We start from the raw sequence: 14981 nt of genomic DNA, 5'->3' as shown, positions 1-14981 counted from the left end.
GCCTCGGCCCGGCGGTCGTGACTAGACTCGGTGAGGTGACGTTCGATCTTCACGGGCGGACGAGGCGGCTGGAGCTGACCGACCAGGGCCTGCGGTCTTTCGAGGCCGTCGTGCTGGAGGCCACGCCGGACGGGATCGTCCTGGACCGATCGGCCTTCTATCCGGGCGGCGGAGGCCAGCCGCCGGACCACGGCGTGCTGCTGTGGCAGGGCGTCGAGACCCGCATCGAGGGCGTGCGCAAGGGAGACGACCTCTATCTCGTCCCGGCGGCGGACGACCCGATCCCGCCCGCCGGCACGGTCGTGCGGGCGGCGGTCGCCGACGAGCGGCGCTCCGCGCTCATGCGCACCCACTCGGGCCTGCACGTGCTGTGCGGCGTCGTGTTCCGCGACTACGGGGCCCTGGTCACCGGCGGGAACATGGAGCCGATGACCGCGCGGATGGACTTCAACCTCCCCGAGGTGCCACCCGGCTTCAAGGAGGCGATCGAGGACGCGTGCAACGCCGAGATCGCCGCCGACCGCAGGATCGACGTACGGGTGCTGCCTCGTGCGGAGGCCTTCGCGATCCCCGACATCATCCGCACCGCGACGAACCTCGTGCCGGAGGGCATCCCCGAGGTGCGGATCGTCGACATCGTGGGCCTGGACACCCAGGCCGACGGGGGCACGCACGTCGCCTCGACCAAGCAGATCGGCAGGATCAAGGTCGCCAAGATCGAGAGCAAGGGCCGCGGCTTCCGCCGCCTCCGCATCGCGATCTCGGACTGACCGCGCCGAACCCCGGCGGGAGGGTCAGAAGTCGATCCGTACGACGGCTCGCCTGAGGGTCGGCCTGCTCACCTCGGTGAACCCCGCGTCGAGGAAGACGTCACGGCTGCCGACGTGGAGCTCGCCCCAGGTGATCTCGACGCCCGGTCTGGTGATCATCGGGTATGCCTCCAGGGCCCGGGCTCCCCGTTCTCGCGCGAAGTCGATCGTGGCATGTGCGAGCACGTACGTCACCCCACGCCGGCGGAAGCCCTTGCGGGTGACGAAGCAGGTCACGGCCCAGACGCTGTCGTCGGTCTCGTCCTCCTGCCGCCCCTTCCAGGGGACGCGGGTGCGGGTCAGCTGGGGGTAGGCCGTCCGGGGCTCGACCGCGCACCACGCGACCGGCTCACCGTCCAGATAGGCCACGAGACCGCTGGTCGACCGGGCTCCGGGGGCTTCGCAGCCGGTCTGCTCGCGCAGGCGCGCGGCACGCTCGGCATCGGAGACCGAGCCCCACCGGTACGTGAAGATCTTGTAGCGCTGGCAATGGCAGTCGGTCGTGCCGAAGATCGCCTGCAGGTCGTCCCACGACGCCCGGTCGGCGGGAACGATGACAAGCCGATCGGCGGGAATCGGCTCGGTGACGTCCTGCCTCATTCCGCCGGCTGGTCCTCTCCGGCCAGGCCGTCAACGGACTCGCGGATGAGGTCGGCGTGCCCGACGTGGCGGGCGTACTCCTCGATCATGTCGATCAGCAGGCGGCGGAGGCTGGGCGACTCGCCGCGGGAGCCGGTGTACACCGCGAGCCGTTCGAGGCCGCCCTCGGCCAGCGCCTGCCGTACGCCGGCCCGGGAGCGGGCCACCGCGTCCTGCCACAAGGTCGTCAACTGCTCGGGAGTGTCGTCGGCGGCCGTGCGCCACTCCCAGTCGGGGTCGGCGTCGAAGTCCACCGTGTCCCACGGCGGCGCCGGCGGTCGCCCGAACAGCTTCTGGGAGAACATGTCGTCCTCGACCAGGGCCAGGTGCTTGAACAGCCCTCCCAGGGTCATGGACGACGCGGCGGTGGTCGCCCGCAGGCCGGCCGCGTCGAGCCCGCCGCACTTCCACGCGAAAATCCGGCGCTGGCGGTCCAGCGAGCCCAGCAAGGTGTCGATCTCGTCGCCCGCGACCGGCGGCTCATAAAGGACGTTTTCGGTCATGGGGGACAGGCTACGGTGCATTCCGGACGATCCACTTCCGGAATGTGACGGCTTGCCGAATGACACACGACGAGAGCCCGACCGCGCGGGCGCTCCTGCTCCTCGAACTGATCCAGAGCAGCCCCGGCATCACGGCGGAACGGCTGGCCGGCCGGCTCGGCGTCTCCGAGCGGGCCGCCCGGCGTTACGTCGGCATCCTGCGCGAGGCCGGCATACCGGTCGAGTCCGTTCGCGGCCCCTACGGGGGTTACCGCATCGGCCGGGGGCTCCGGCTGCCTCCCCTGATGTTCACGCAGGCCGAGGCGCTCGGGCTGGTGATGGCCGTGCTGGACGGCCACCACGACTCGGCGGACCCGGCCGATCCCGTGGGCGGCGCGCTCGGCAAGATCTTGCGGGTGCTTCCCGAGGCGGTCGCCGGGCCGGCCGCGGCGGTGCGGAGCCTGAGCACGAGACACCCCGAGCCCGGGGCCAGGACTCCCAGCCCCGAGACCACCGCCGTCCTCGTCCAGGCCTGCGCCGGGCACCGCCGGCTGCGGCTCGGATATCGCATCCGCCCCGGGGACGAGCGGGTCATGGAGGTCGACCCGTGGGCCGTCGTCGTACGCCGCGGTCGCTGGTACCTGCTGTGCTGGTCGCACACGAAGAACGCCCGCCGGGTGCTGCGGGTGGACAAGGTGGCGGGCGTCGAGGTGCTGGATGTGCGGGCCGTCCCTCCGGCCGATCTCGATCCGGCGGAGATGCTGGAGGACCATCTGTCGGCAGGGTGGCGGCACGAGGTGGAGGTCGTCGTCGACGCGCCCGCCGAGGCCGTGGCCGAGTGGATCCCGCGCAGCCTGGGCCGCCGCGAGGCGATCGACGCGACCACCACGCGCCTGGTGGGCAGCACGGACGAACCGGACTGGTACGTCCGGCAGCTCACGGCGATCCGGGCGCCCTTCCGCATCGTCGGGTCACGCGAACTGCGGGAGGCCGCCGAAGCCCTCGGACGGCGCCTCCTCCAGGCCGGAACCTAGAGCGCCGGGTCCTGTTTCTCGGATCACGTCGGGCCGCGCCCGTTCGCGTGAGCTTGCGCATGTATGCCACTCCTTGTTCGTCAGGCTTGTCCTTGCGCCGACGACGCCGGAGAGAGGGTCTTGCCGCGATCTTGCGCAGTGTCGTGCGGAGCGCTCGACGGGCGCTTGCGGCGGGTGTCTCAGGTCGGCATGACGATGGTGGACAGGAGGCGCCGGGTGCGGCCCGGCGCGGGCTGGTTGGCGAGCCTCGGGCCGAGCACTTCTCGCAGGTCCCGCAGGAAGTCCTGGAACTCCTCGTCGCTGAGATACATGGCCGCCTGCCGGAATCCCACGCCGTCGCGCCCGAGGTCGATGTCGTCGCGGGTGAGGTAGCGGTCGAAGTCGGCCAGCAGCGACGCGATGAACGTCATGAACGCCTGACGGTGCTCCTCCGCGCTCAGCCCGGCGGCCTCCTCGGCGCTGACGTGCGCGTTGGCCGTACGCAGCCGGTAGGTCCGTTCGAAGGTGCCCCGCACCTTGCGCTCCGCCGCGATCTCGAGAACCTCGCCTTCGACCAGCGCCGCGACCTGCCTGTAGAGGGTCGCGGGCGGTACGTCGGGGAGCTCCGCGCGAAGGTCGGCCGTCGTCAGCATCCGCTCGCCCAGGAGCGCCTGGACGATGCGCAGCCGGATCGGGTGCAGCAGCAAATCGGCCGTCGTCATAGGCCCTACGTTCTCACATTTGACATCATTCTCACAATCGAGAACAATCGGCCTCACCGAAGCGACAACCTGCGAGGGATGCCATGAGCACCGTGACCGTCACCGCCGACGCCGTCGAAGTCCACCTCACCGCCGCGGAGAAGGCCGCCGCCCTGCGTGCCGACCTGCGCGTCCCGCGCTCGGCGGTCCGGTCGGCCGAGATCGTGGACGACGCGCTCGGCGCGGCCCGGGGCGTGCGCACCGGCCTCGGCGTGCCCGGGCGGCGCAAGCTCGGCACGTGGCACAGCCGGTCGGGCAGGGAGTTCGTCGACGTGCGCCACGGCCAGCCGGCAGTGCGGATCCACCTCGACGGGCACGGCTACTCCTCCCTCCTGCTGGGCGTGGACGACCCGCGCGCCGTGGTCGCCACCCTCTCCGGCGCCTGAGACGGAGGGCACGATGCGCGACATCGACCTCGCCTTCGCCTCGGGCGGTGAGCGGCTCGCCGGCACGCTGACCCTGCCCGACGGCGACGGGCCCTTCCCCGCGGTGCTGCTGGTCCCCGGCTCGGGACCGGTCGACCGTGACTCCGACCATCGGCGCCTCCCCCTCGGGGTGACCCGTCAGCTGGCCGAGGCGTTCGCGGCCGCCGGGATCGCGTCCCTCCGATACGACAAGCGGGGAGTGGGGGCCAGCACCGGTGGCTTCCTGGCGGCCGGGTTCCGCGACAACATGGACGACGCCGGAGCCGCGCTGGCCGCGCTGCGCGAACGTCCGGAGATCCACCCCGGCCGCGTGGCGTTGACCGGGCACAGCGAGGGCGCGCTGATCGCGGCGAACCTCGCCGCCCACGACCCCGCGGTGGCGGCGGTCGTGCTGCTGGCCGGCACCGCCGGGAGCGGGGCGGAGACGCTGCGCTGGCAGGCCGCGCGTCTCGCGCCGACCCTGCCGGCGTTCGTCCGCGCCGTGCTGCGCCTCACCCGCACCGACCTGGTCGCCAAGGTGACGAAGAACCACGAGCGCATCCGCCGCACGACGACCGACGTCGCCCGCATCGGCGGGGTCCGGGTGAACGCCCGATGGACCCGCGAGTTCCTCGACTACGATCCCGCGGCCGATCTCGCCCGGATCAACGCGCCGGTGCTGGCCGTCACGGGAGACAAGGATCTCCAGGTGAACCCGGAGGATCTGGCCCGCATGGCGGAGCTGGTGCCGGGACCGATCGAGACCCACGTGATCCCCGATCTCAGCCACATCCTGCGCAGGCAGCCCGGGCCTCCGTCGCTGCGCGCCTACCGGCGTGAGGCGCGCGAGCCGATCGACGCGCGGGTCAAGGAACTCGTCACCGGCTGGCTCGCGCGCACGCTGCCGGCTCCGGCGAATCCGGTGCACCCGACGAACCTGTGACGTGGGCCGGCGGCCGTCCGCGTGCGCTTGCCCGCCTGCTGACCAAGCTCCGCGCGTCCATCGGCGAGGCCAACGTCAGGCCGCGCCCCGGCACCTGACGGCCGGGGCGCGGCGTTTCACCGGTTGCCGCCCGAGGCGGGCGTCAGCGCAGGCCGGCGAACAGGTCGTCTTCCTGGTCGGGAGTGGCGACCCGGGACGTCGTCCGGATGAAGTACTCGCGCGAGAAGGCCTGGTGCTGGGCCTCCGGCGGCATCCTCAGGAAGGGGATGTTCTCGCCCTGGCTCGCGTGGGCCTGCAGGGCCTTCAGCTTGTTCTCCACGTACGGCGAGACGTCCACGACGCTGCTGATGAGCTCGTCGGGCGTGCCGAAGTCGTCGGGGAGCTCGAAGTCGTCCGGCGCCATGCCGTTCGCCCGCATGAACTCGAACATCTGCCGGATGCCCTCACGCGGCACGGCGGTGTAGTAGAACTTGTCCGGAATGCCGGTCTTCTCGGCCGCCGCGACCGCGATGCGGTGGGCCTGGATGTGGTCGGGGTGCCCGTAGTTGCCGTTCTCGTCGTAGGTGACGATCACCTGCGGGCGGTAGCGCTCCATCAGCTCGGCGAGCCTGGCGGCGGCCGTCTCGACCGGGACGTTCGCGAACGCGTCGGCGTGGCCGTTGCCGTCCCAGCCGTCCATGCCGGAGTCGCGGTAGCCCAGCAGTTCCACGTGATCGATGCCGAGGTGGGCGACCGACTCGCGCAACTCGGCCAGCCGCCGCTCGGCGACCGCGGCGTCGTCGTGGCCGGGCTCGCCCGGCTTCACCCCGCCGGGGCCGTCCCCCTGCTCGCCGTTGGTGCACGTCACCAGGACCGTACGGATCCCTTCGGCCGTGTATTTCGCCAGGATCCCGCCGGTGCCGATCACCTCGTCGTCGGGGTGCGCGTGCACGGCCATCAAGGTGAGCTCTCGGTCCATTCCGTCCCCCGGAGTGTCGTTTACCGTCACCTGGACGACCCTATATCTCCCCTTGATCCTCGTGCGGGCGCCCGTCGTTTGAGCCGAGCCCCGCCCGGTTAAGCGACCGCTATGGGGATTTATCGCGACATGGCGGCGGGGGCGGTCGCGGGAGCGGCCGGGACGACCGTGCTCAACACGATCGGCTATCTGGACATGGCGGTGCGCGGCCGGCCGGCGAGCTCGCTGCCGGAGCAGGCGGCCGGCGCGGTCAGCGAGCGGCTCCACATCGGTCTCGGGGAGGAGGAGGACGCCCGCAGCAACCGGGAGCAGGGGCTCGGGCCGATGCTCGGCATCCTCACCGGCGTCGGTGTGGGCCTGGCCTACGGCCTGTTCCGCCACGCCGTACGACGGAGGGTCAGCCTCCCGGCCGCGGCGACCGGGGTGGGCGTGGCCGCGGCGGTCGCGGGCAACGCGCCGATGACCGCGCTCGGGCTGACCGACCCGCGTGAGTGGGGCGTCGGCGGCTGGATGTCCGACCTGGTCCCTCACCTCGGGTATGGCCTCGCCACGGTCGCCGCGTTCGAGCTGATCAGGTCCCGCCGCTAGGAAGCGGTGCGGGGGGCCGGGTTCATGCGGCCCACCACGAGCCACCAGAAGAGCAGTTGCAGCAGGGCGAGCGCCACGGCGAAGGGCGGCAGGGTCCAGACCCCGACGCCCTGCGCGATCGCCCCGGCCAGCCATGGGAACACCGCCCCGCCGACCACCGACACCCCGTTCAGCAGCCCGATCGCCGTGGGCACCAGCCGGGTCACGGTGAGCCGCGGCGCGACGGCCATCGTCGTGGGGAAGATCGGCCCAAGCCAGAAGCCGAGCAGCACGAAGCTCACGCTGGCCACCACGCCACCGGGCGCGATCCACGCCAGAACCGAGCTGACGGTGATGCCGGCCAGGCAGACGAAGGTCATCCCGGTCGCGGTCATGCCGAGCCTGGTGGCCGCCGGGCTGATCAGGAAGCGCCCGAGGGCGAGCCCGAGCCAGTAGCCGGAGACGGTGTATCCGGCCAGCAGGCTCCCCTGCCCGTGCTCGTCCACCAGGAAGGTGAACCCCCAGTTGCCCACGCTGATCTCCAGGCCGACGTACACGGCCAGGAACACCGCGCCCAGCAGGACGGCGGGCTGCCGCGACGCGGTGGCCAGCAGGCCCGGACGCTCCGCCTGCTCCTCGGCCGACGCGGGCGGCGGCGCCTCGCGGGCGGGCAGGGTCAGGTGGAAGCCGACCAGCAGCGGCAGGCATACCAGGGCCAGGACCAGCCACACGGCCGTCCACGGCAGAGCGGTCAGGATCCAGGTGGCGAGCAGCGGCCCGAGCAGTGCGCCGACGCCGAAGAACGCGTGCAGGCGGTTGAGCAGCGTCGTCGCCCCGGGCAGGTCGGTGAGGTAGGCGTTCAGCACCGATTCGAGGATGCCCGTGCCATACCCGGCCAGGATCTGGACCGCCACGAAGGCCAGGAACGGCGGGCGCATGGACGAGTAGAGGCCGGCCAGCACGAACGTGCCGCCGCCGACGATGAGCGAGGCCCGGATCCCGAAGCGGTGGATCAGCAGGCCGGCGGTCGATCCGGCCAGCATGAATCCGGCGGAGAAGGTGAAGAACTGCGTGCCGATCGTGGCCTTGTCGAGGCCGTAGTCGTCGATCTGCGCGGGCAGCAGCACCCCGCCCACGCCGGCGCTCAGGCCGACGAGGATGAAGGTGACGTAGGAGAGGGCGACCGGCGCCCACAGTCCACGCCGCAGTGCGGACACCTGACCTCCCGCGGTACGAGCAGCCTCCGGCCACCCGGCATGCGGGATCGGCCGTATCCGTGATCAACGGTGATCCCGTTTTCCGGCGTCATGGTACTTGGTGTGCCTGTTGCTCCCATAGAGGTTTATCGGGGTTATATCGTCGCAATGTGACGGATCATGTGGTGGTTCAGGCCAACGGCGTCGGGATCGCGTACCGGACGTACGGCCCGGACGACGCCGCGCCGCTGATCCTGCTGCACGGCCTGGGCGAGGGCATGGCCGGCTGGGACGGCGTGGCGGAGGCGCTGGCCGCCGACCGGCACGCGTACGCCCTGGACCTGCGCGGCCACGGTGCCAGCGACCGGCCGGGGGACTACAGCCTGGAACTCATGCGCGACGACGTCCTCGCCTTCCTCGACGCGCTGTCGCTCGACGCGGTGGACGTGATCGGGCATTCGATGGGCGGCGTCGTGGCCTACCTGCTCGCCGCCGAGCGGCCGGGCCGGGTGCGGACGCTGGTCCTGGAGGACGTGCCGCTCCCGGTGCCGCGCGACCCGCCCCCGCTCGTACGGCCGGAGGGACCGCTGTCGTTCGACTGGGCCATGGTGGAGGCGGTCAGGCCGCAGATCGACCACCCCGACCCGGCCTGGCTGGGGCGGCTGGGCCGGATCACCGCGCGCACGCTTGTGATCGGCGGCGGGCCGGACAGCCACATCCCCCAGGACCGGGTCGCCGAGATGGCCCGCCGCATCCCCGGCGCCGCGCACGTCACGATCCCGGCCGGGCACCTGGTGCACGAGAACGCCCCCGACGCCTTCGTCCGCGAGGTCGCGGCCTTCCTCGGCTAGAGCACGGCTACTGCTGTGACCGGAAACGATCACCGGGTTGGGTGGTCGTCAGGCCACGGCGGTTGGGAGAGGACGCCCGCCCCAGCGGATTCCTTTCTCGCTGCGAACTCGGGCGCGTTCGCAGCGCTGGGCGGCAAGGACGTCGGGGTGGCGGGCGTTGGCGTTGCGCCAGCGCAGGTAGGCGTGCAAAGCCCGGGTCTGGACCGTGTGGTTGGCATGGTCGGAGTTGGCGATGGTGAACTGCCGCAGCGGTCCTAAGTGCGCCTCGATCGGATTGGCCCAGGAGGCGTAGGTCGGGGGCGGCCCTGCTTGGCCCACCCGGACCCGTGGGCAGGGCGGATACCCAGCGGGCCGAACTCATCGAAGGCGAAGGTCCGCTCAAGATGACGGTGACCCTTGGTCGAATTGCCAGGCTGTCGCGGGCGCCGCCCCGCAGACCGGCGTCACGAGTACGCCGCGACGTACTGGGTCTTCAGTCAGTCGAGAAGTCCTTCGGTCCTTGTGTGGCCCGGTGGCGAACCGAGCAGGACGTCGAGCATGCTCAGGGCAGCTTTAGGTGGTCGAAGTAGGGCGCTGGCGGCGGTTCCGCGATGGTGCAGGATGGCTAGCATCCGTCGCCTTTCCTATACGATCCGAGTCGTCGTCAGCATGCAGCAGCGTTGCGACCGATGTCAACAGGTTCGCGAAGACGCTAGAAGGGACCTCACGTCACGATGGACGACGAAGCGACGATCGCGCGGGGCCGTGAGGCCATGACGGGCGGAACGCCGCCGGGAAGATCTCGCGGCCGCCGCTTACGCCATGCGCCGGCACATCCTGCTGTCCGGTGAGCGGTTCCGGCGATTGTTCGACGAAGTCAAGGGCGCGGACGGAATGGCGTAAAGGCTTGACGGGCGGGCCGGGCCGAGGAATGCTGACGCAATCGGATCGGATCGGATTGGATCCATCTCGCCCGCCCCAGATGCGAGGAGAAGTAGGTGCCCAGAGCGCTGCTCCTTACCGGCGATGCCGCCGAGGAGCTCGACACCATGTATCCCTACTATCGCGTGCAGGAGGGCGGCTGGGACGTCGACGTCTCGTCACGGACGATGCGTGACGTTCAGCTGGTCATCCACGAATTCGACCCCAACTCCGACGCCTACGTGGAGAAGAACGGCCGAAAGCTGCCGGTCGACGTGCCCTGGGCCGAGGTCGACGTCGAGCGCTATGACGCCCTCATCATCCCTGGGGGACGTGCCCCCGAGTGGATCCGGGTCGACGGCGACGTCAGGCGCATCACCGAGCACTTCTTCGCGCGCAACCTCCCGATCGCGCTGGTGTGCCACGGCGCGCAGGTGCCGGCGGTGTACGGGCTGCTGAAGGGCCGGAAGACGGCGTGCTTCCCCCCCATCACCGGTGACATGGAGAACGCGGGCGCGACGGTCATCGACGCTCCCGACGTCGTGGACGGAAACCTCGTCTCCTGCCGCGGCTGGCCCGACATGCCGCAGTTCGGCCGGGTGATGATGGAGGTCTTCTCGAAGTCCGTCAACTCCGCATCGGCATGAGCACACCTGGCCTGTCCCGGTGACGACACTTCGCACCGTCACCGTCGACGGCTCCCCCGTCCACGTCCTGGAGAGCGGCACCGGGCCCGCGGTGCTGATGCTGCACCGCTCCGGACCCGGCACGACCGGATCCGGCGCCTGGGCGACGACCGCACAGGCGCTGGCGACCGGCGCATGATGCAGGCGGTGGCGCAGGTCGGCCAATGGCTCGGGCTCGGCGGCTCGATCGTGGCCAACCTGTTCAACCCGCGACTGATCGTCATCGGGGGCTACTTCGCCTCACTGGCCGAGTGGCTGCTGCCCCACGCGCAGGATCAGCTGCAGCGGCTCGTGGTGGCCGCCCCCGCCGCCCAGTGCCGATTCGTCGCCTCCACGCTCGGCTTCGGCGCCGCTTCCCGCGGCGCCGCGAGCATGGTGGTCAACCGGATCATCGACGAACTGAGAACGATCATGGATTCACTACCCCGGCCGACAGCCTACTGACGGCCCCCACAGACCTGGAGGCGGCACCTCTCCAGCAACCCCCCGTATCCGCAACCAACGCCAACAAGCGGCAACAAGCGCGGCGGCGCGCGCCTTGCCTGACGTCCCCCCGGTCAGGAAAGGGTTTCCCATGTCACCACGTCATCGAACGTGGGCCAGGCTGCTCGACGCAGCCCTGCCAGAAAACGGACGACGCCCGAGACGTCGCACCGCGACCACGATGATGGCTCCAGTCCTCATCGCCCCTTTCATCACGCTCCTCGCGACGCCGGTGAGCGCCGAGGCCCCCACGGCGGCTGCACCCGCTTTCAGCGCTGCAGCGGCGCTGCTGCAGCCGTCCGCGCCTGCCGCCAAGGCCGCACCACCAGACGCCGGCTTCAAGGTACTCGTGGTGCGCAGCACCCAGGACGCGGTGTCGTCGGCCGGCCTGGCCGCGATCCGGGATGCGGCCAAAACCGGTGATTTCACGGTCGTGGCGCCCGAGCCCGCTGACGTGGGCGACCAGTTCACAAAGAAGAAGCTGGAGCAGTACCGCGCGGTCGTGTTCCTGGACACGGGTCAGGCGAGCCCGCTCACGGACGCGCAACGCGCGAACTTCGAGAGCTACTTCCGCGACGGCGGCGGCTTCGTCGGCGTCGGCTCGGCGGTCGAGACCGACGAGTCCTGGTCGTTCCTGACTGACCTCCTGGGGACGCGTGCGTCCGGCAGGACCGACGTGCAATCGGGTGACGTGAAGGTCGCCGACCGCGTCCACGACGCGACCAAGGATCTGCCGCAGATCTGGTCGCGGACCGACAACTGGTACAACTTCACAAAGAACGTCCGCGGTGTGTCACACGTCCTCGACACCGTCGTCGAGGACCCGTTCGGGCCGCAGCCGCAGGGCGACAACCTCGACGGGATCGCCGGGGGCACGATGGGCGCCGATCACCCGGTCTCGTGGTGTAAGGACTTCCAGGGCGGCCGCTCGTTCTACACCGGCCTGGGCAACACGGCCGCGAGCTTCGACGCCGGCCTCACCAAGCACCTCAAGGGCGCGATCGGCTGGGCCGCGGGCCAGGCCGACCCGGTCTACAGCGATTGCGGCGCGACCGTGCTGGCCAACTACCAGCAGACGAAGATCGGCTCGCCGCCGAACCTGCAGGAGCCGATCGGCTTCGACCAGCTGCCGGACGGCCGCGTTCTGCAGACGGACCGCCTCGGCTCGCTGCGCATGCACGACTCGACCACGGGCGTCACCACGGTCGTCGCCAACTTCGCCGATCCGAGCCTGCCGATGACGCAGCAGATCTACTCCGCGGGCGAGGACGGGCTCTACGGCCCGGCGGTCGACGCCAACTTCGCGACCAACAAGTGGGTCTACCTCTACTACTCGCCGAAGGAGGTCACCGACGTCAAGCTGAGCGACGGATCGGTCGTCACCCAGATCACGCCGAACACCACCCCGCCGAACGTGGCGGCGTCCAAGACCGCGTGGGATCCGTACGTGGGCTATTTCCAGCTCAGCCGCTTCAAGTTCGTCGACGCCACCGACGGCACGCCGGCGCACCTCGACATGGGCTCCGAGCAGCAGATCATGCGCGTGCCGGTCAACCGCCAGGAGTGCTGCCACGTCGGGGGCGACATCGACTTCGACAAGCACGGCAACCTCTGGATGGTCACCGGCGATGACACGCCCGCGGGCGGCATCAACGGCGGCGGCTACGGGCCGTACAACTCGCAGAAGACCGACGAGCAGCAGACCGTGCGCGTCACCGACGCGACGGGCGGCACGTTCACGCTGACCTTCGAGGGCCAGACGACGGAGCCGATCGCGTGGAACGCGGATCGCAATGCGATCGACGCGGCGCTCGAGGCGCTCTCGAACATCGAGGCGGATGAGATCCAGACCAGCGGCGGCCCGGTCAACACGTCGAACGTCAACGTGTTCTTCCGCCGCGGCAAGCAGCAGTCCGATCAGCCGCAGATCACCGCCAACGGCGCCGGCCTGACCGGCACCGCCACGCCGGCGATCGCCACCAACACGGCGCAGGAGGGCGGCTGGTATCAGCGGCTCACCGGTGACTCGCGCCGCAGCGCGCTGAACACCAACGACCTGCGCGGCAAGATCCTGCGGATCAAGGTCAAGGACGGCAACATCTCCGCCGCCGACGCCAACAAGGCCGACTTCGGCTCCGGCACGGGCGCCTACTCGATCCCGTCGGGCAACCTGTTCCCGCTGGTCGCGGGCGCGCCGCAGGACAAGACGCGGCCGGAGGTCTACGCGATGGGTTTCCGCAACCCGTTCCGGATCCAGGTCGACGAGAACGACGTGGCCTACGTCGGCGACTACTCGCCCGACGCCCAGACACCGCAGCGCTCGCACGGCCCGGCGGGCACCGGCCGCTACGAGATCGTGCGCAAGCCGTCCAACTACGGCTGGCCGACGTGCTACAAGCGCGACCTCGCGCACTACCAGTGGAACTTCCACGAGTTCGCGCCCGGCACCACCACCGCGGGCACGCCGCTGAACAACCCGCCTCAGAAGTTCGACTGCGACGGGCCGACGCAGCGCAACGACTCGCTGTGGAACATTGAGGGCGGTCCGACGGTCGAGCCGGGCCTGAGGGACGTCCCGCCGGTCACCGACCCGGACATCTGGTACTCCTACCGCGACAACAACCCGAACGCGCCGCTCGGCACCCCGTGCGAGGCCTACTACGCGCCGACCCCGGGCCCGATCGCGCCCGGCTCGACGACCGAATGCCCGCGGCTGTTCCCCGAGCTCTACACCGGCGGCGTCGGTCCGCACGGGGTCACGAAGTACCACTACGACCCGGAGAACCCGAACCCTAACAAGTTCCCGCCGTACTACGACGACTCGGTGATCATCAGCGAGTGGACGCAGGACACGCTGCGCGAGGTCAAGCTCGACAAGCAGAACAACCACATCCAGAAGATCAACAACTTCCTGGATTGCGGCAGCCGTGCGAACGCCGGGGCAGGCAGGTTCCGGTTCGAGTGCGACAACCCGATGGACTTGCAGTTCGGTTCTGACGGCGCGTTCTACCTGCTGACCTACGGCAACGGGTTCAACGTCATCAGCCCCGACGCGGGCATGTACAAGTGGGAGTACGTCAAGGGCAAGCGCGCGCCGAAGGCCGTGCTCACCACGGACCGCACCGACGGCTCAACGCCGCTGACCGTGAACTTCTCCAGCGCTGGCTCGCTGGATGAGGATCCCGGCGACTCGATCCGCTACGAGTGGAACTTCGGCGACGGCTCGGCGATCGAGACCGACCCGAACCCGACACACACCTACACGCAGTCCGGCCGCTACACGGCCGTGCTGACCGTGCTCGACTCGTCCGGCAAGAAAACCTCGACCAGCACCCTGATCACCGTGGGCAACACGAGCCCGACGGTGGTCGTCAATACGCCGGTGGAGGGCGGGACGTTCGCGTTCGGCGACACCATCCCGTTCTCGGTCACGGTCACCGACCCCGAGGACGGGACGGTGAATTGCTCCGAGGTGCAGGTGACGTTCGTGCTCGGCCACGACGCGCACGGCCACGCCGAGGAGTCCGTCAACGGCTGCTCGGGCGTGCTCCACACGGAGACCGACGACGCCTCACACGGCGGCACCGTCTCCGGCGTGGTCCAGGCGCGCTACACCGACCACGGCGGTCCGGGCGGCGTCCCACCGCTGACCACGACCGGCCAGCACCAGATCCGCCAGAAGCACCAGGAGGTGGAGTTCGTCGTCAACCAGTCCGGCACCAACACGGCGACCAACACCGACGGCGGCACCGGCGTGCACCGCGGCAGCCTGGGCTCGGGCGACTGGCTCCAGCTCAACGGCCCATTCAACCTGACCAACATCGATTCGATCACGTTCCGCGTGGCGGACGCGGCGACCGGCCGCACGCCCGGGTCGCCGCTGGCGGCAATCGAGGTCCGTCAGGACTCGATCACCGGGCCGATCCTGACGACGGCCAACCTCGTGTCCACCGGCGGGACGGGAACCTGGACAAGCCAGACGTTCCCAGTCTCGATGTCCGGGACGCATGAGCTGTTCCTGGTGTTCCGCTCGGTCACGGGTGGCGCCACGGGCGGCAACCTGTTCAACCTCAACTGGGCCGAGTTCGTCGGCACAGGCATCGGCAGCTAGCGAACCCGCCCGTGCCGACGAACCCGAGTTTGTCGGCACGGGCATCGGCACCTAGCGAACCCGCCCGTATAGCGGCAAGAAAGAGAAGACACTCATGCGGAGAAGATTTCGCACATCGGCAGTGGCCGCCTGCGTGACGGCGGTCGCACTCATCCCCGCGGCACCGTCGTGGGCAGAG

At 70.2% G+C, this 14981-nt stretch carries 14 protein-coding genes and 2 pseudogenes; 10 read left to right on the top strand and 6 right to left on the bottom strand.

Features of this window, described 5'->3' with window-relative positions; all coding sequences use genetic code 11:
• Nucleotides 1-35 precede the first annotated feature (35 nt).
• Nucleotides 36-770, top strand: a complete 735-nt coding sequence (locus FH610_RS36470) for an alanyl-tRNA editing protein (RefSeq protein ID WP_041952995.1) — start codon at nucleotides 36-38, stop codon at nucleotides 768-770.
• A 24-nt stretch (nucleotides 771-794) separates the two neighbouring features.
• On the opposite strand, the gene FH610_RS36465 is transcribed toward FH610_RS36470, so the two are convergent.
• Nucleotides 795-1409 carry a GNAT family N-acetyltransferase gene (locus tag FH610_RS36465; protein ID WP_139579796.1) on the bottom strand — a complete coding sequence of 205 codons (615 nt, stop codon included), beginning with the start codon at nucleotides 1407-1409 and terminating at the stop codon, nucleotides 795-797.
• Nucleotides 1406-1951 carry a DinB family protein gene (locus tag FH610_RS36460; protein WP_139579795.1) on the bottom strand — a complete coding sequence of 182 codons (546 nt, stop codon included), beginning with the start codon at nucleotides 1949-1951 and terminating at the stop codon, nucleotides 1406-1408. The genes FH610_RS36465 and FH610_RS36460 overlap by 4 nt, the downstream gene beginning before the upstream one ends.
• Nucleotides 1952-2010: 59 nt before the next feature.
• Here FH610_RS36460 and FH610_RS36455 point away from each other — a divergent pair, with 59 nt between their 5' ends.
• The gene (locus FH610_RS36455) at nucleotides 2011-2964 is read left to right on the top strand and encodes a helix-turn-helix transcriptional regulator (RefSeq protein WP_139579794.1); all 954 of its coding nucleotides are present in this window, start codon (nucleotides 2011-2013) and stop codon (nucleotides 2962-2964) included.
• 179 nt (nucleotides 2965-3143) lie between these two features.
• On the opposite strand, the gene FH610_RS36450 is transcribed toward FH610_RS36455, so the two are convergent.
• Nucleotides 3144-3665 (bottom strand): helix-turn-helix domain-containing protein, encoded by a 522-nt coding sequence (locus tag FH610_RS36450; RefSeq protein ID WP_139579793.1) that lies wholly within the window; start codon nucleotides 3663-3665, stop codon nucleotides 3144-3146.
• Between the two features lie 83 nt (nucleotides 3666-3748).
• On the opposite strand from FH610_RS36450, the gene FH610_RS36445 reads away from it, so the two are divergent.
• Together FH610_RS36445 and FH610_RS36440 are read left to right on the top strand one after the other, a co-directional pair.
• Complete coding sequence (locus tag FH610_RS36445; protein ID WP_139579792.1) at nucleotides 3749-4090, top strand: hypothetical protein; 342 nt, start codon at nucleotides 3749-3751, stop codon at nucleotides 4088-4090.
• 10 nt (nucleotides 4091-4100) lie between these two features.
• Nucleotides 4101-5051 (top strand): annotated as a pseudogene (locus FH610_RS36440) (alpha/beta hydrolase family protein); the annotation flags it as partial.
• Between the two features lie 142 nt (nucleotides 5052-5193).
• Here the strand turns inward: FH610_RS36440 and FH610_RS36435 are convergent.
• Entirely contained in the window at nucleotides 5194-6039 is an 846-nt protein-coding gene (locus FH610_RS36435; protein ID WP_240809407.1) for a PIG-L family deacetylase, read from the bottom strand.
• A gap of 81 nt (nucleotides 6040-6120) precedes the next feature.
• Between FH610_RS36435 and FH610_RS36430 the strand changes: the two genes are divergently transcribed.
• Nucleotides 6121-6597 (top strand): hypothetical protein, encoded by a 477-nt coding sequence (locus tag FH610_RS36430; protein ID WP_240809406.1) that lies wholly within the window; start codon nucleotides 6121-6123, stop codon nucleotides 6595-6597.
• On the opposite strand, the gene FH610_RS36425 is transcribed toward FH610_RS36430, so the two are convergent.
• On the bottom strand, nucleotides 6594-7793 hold the full coding sequence (locus tag FH610_RS36425; RefSeq protein ID WP_205826331.1) for an MFS transporter: 1200 nt from the start codon (nucleotides 7791-7793) through the stop codon (nucleotides 6594-6596). The genes FH610_RS36430 and FH610_RS36425 overlap by 4 nt on opposite strands.
• Nucleotides 7794-7942: 149 nt before the next feature.
• On the opposite strand from FH610_RS36425, the gene FH610_RS36420 reads away from it, so the two are divergent.
• Entirely contained in the window at nucleotides 7943-8623 is a 681-nt protein-coding gene (locus tag FH610_RS36420; protein ID WP_205826330.1) for an alpha/beta fold hydrolase, read from the top strand.
• A 48-nt stretch (nucleotides 8624-8671) separates the two neighbouring features.
• On the opposite strand, the pseudogene FH610_RS45535 reads toward FH610_RS36420, so the two are convergent.
• A pseudogene (locus FH610_RS45535) lies at nucleotides 8672-9003 on the bottom strand (IS630 family transposase); the annotation flags it as partial.
• Nucleotides 9004-9600: 597 nt separating this feature from the next.
• Here FH610_RS45535 and FH610_RS36405 point away from each other — a divergent pair.
• From FH610_RS36405 to FH610_RS36390, 4 genes are all read left to right on the top strand, one after another.
• Nucleotides 9601-10170 carry a DJ-1/PfpI family protein gene (locus FH610_RS36405; protein ID WP_139579790.1) on the top strand — a complete coding sequence of 190 codons (570 nt, stop codon included), beginning with the start codon at nucleotides 9601-9603 and terminating at the stop codon, nucleotides 10168-10170.
• Nucleotides 10171-10189: 19 nt separating this feature from the next.
• On the top strand, nucleotides 10190-10348 hold the full coding sequence (locus tag FH610_RS36400) for an alpha/beta fold hydrolase (RefSeq protein WP_205826329.1): 159 nt from the start codon (nucleotides 10190-10192) through the stop codon (nucleotides 10346-10348).
• Between the two features lie 8 nt (nucleotides 10349-10356).
• Nucleotides 10357-10653 carry an ROK family protein gene (locus FH610_RS36395; RefSeq protein ID WP_240809405.1) on the top strand — a complete coding sequence of 99 codons (297 nt, stop codon included), beginning with the start codon at nucleotides 10357-10359 and terminating at the stop codon, nucleotides 10651-10653.
• Between the two features lie 220 nt (nucleotides 10654-10873).
• The gene (locus FH610_RS36390; protein ID WP_161628170.1) at nucleotides 10874-14803 is read left to right on the top strand and encodes a ThuA domain-containing protein; all 3930 of its coding nucleotides are present in this window, start codon (nucleotides 10874-10876) and stop codon (nucleotides 14801-14803) included.
• The last annotated feature ends 178 nt before the right edge of the window (nucleotides 14804-14981 follow it).

Source organism: Microbispora catharanthi (genome assembly GCF_006334915.2).
Lineage (GTDB): Bacteria > Actinomycetota > Actinomycetes > Streptosporangiales > Streptosporangiaceae > Microbispora > Microbispora catharanthi.
This window is presented reverse-complemented; position numbering and strand designations above follow the sequence as displayed.

Excerpts from the sequence above, each read along its gene's own strand:
- FH610_RS36465 (WP_139579796.1), bottom strand. The coding sequence starts at position 1,409 with ATGAGGCAGGACGTCACCGAGCCGATTCCCGCCGATCGGCTTGTCATC.
- FH610_RS36460 (WP_139579795.1), bottom strand. The coding sequence starts at position 1,951 with ATGACCGAAAACGTCCTTTATGAGCCGCCGGTCGCGGGCGACGAGATC.
- FH610_RS36455 (WP_139579794.1), top strand. The coding sequence starts at position 2,011 with ATGACACACGACGAGAGCCCGACCGCGCGGGCGCTCCTGCTCCTCGAA.
- FH610_RS36450 (WP_139579793.1), bottom strand. The coding sequence starts at position 3,665 with ATGACGACGGCCGATTTGCTGCTGCACCCGATCCGGCTGCGCATCGTC.
- FH610_RS36445 (WP_139579792.1), top strand. The coding sequence starts at position 3,749 with ATGAGCACCGTGACCGTCACCGCCGACGCCGTCGAAGTCCACCTCACC.
- FH610_RS36430 (WP_240809406.1), top strand. The coding sequence starts at position 6,121 with ATGGGGATTTATCGCGACATGGCGGCGGGGGCGGTCGCGGGAGCGGCC.
- FH610_RS36390 (WP_161628170.1), top strand. The coding sequence starts at position 10,874 with ATGATGGCTCCAGTCCTCATCGCCCCTTTCATCACGCTCCTCGCGACG.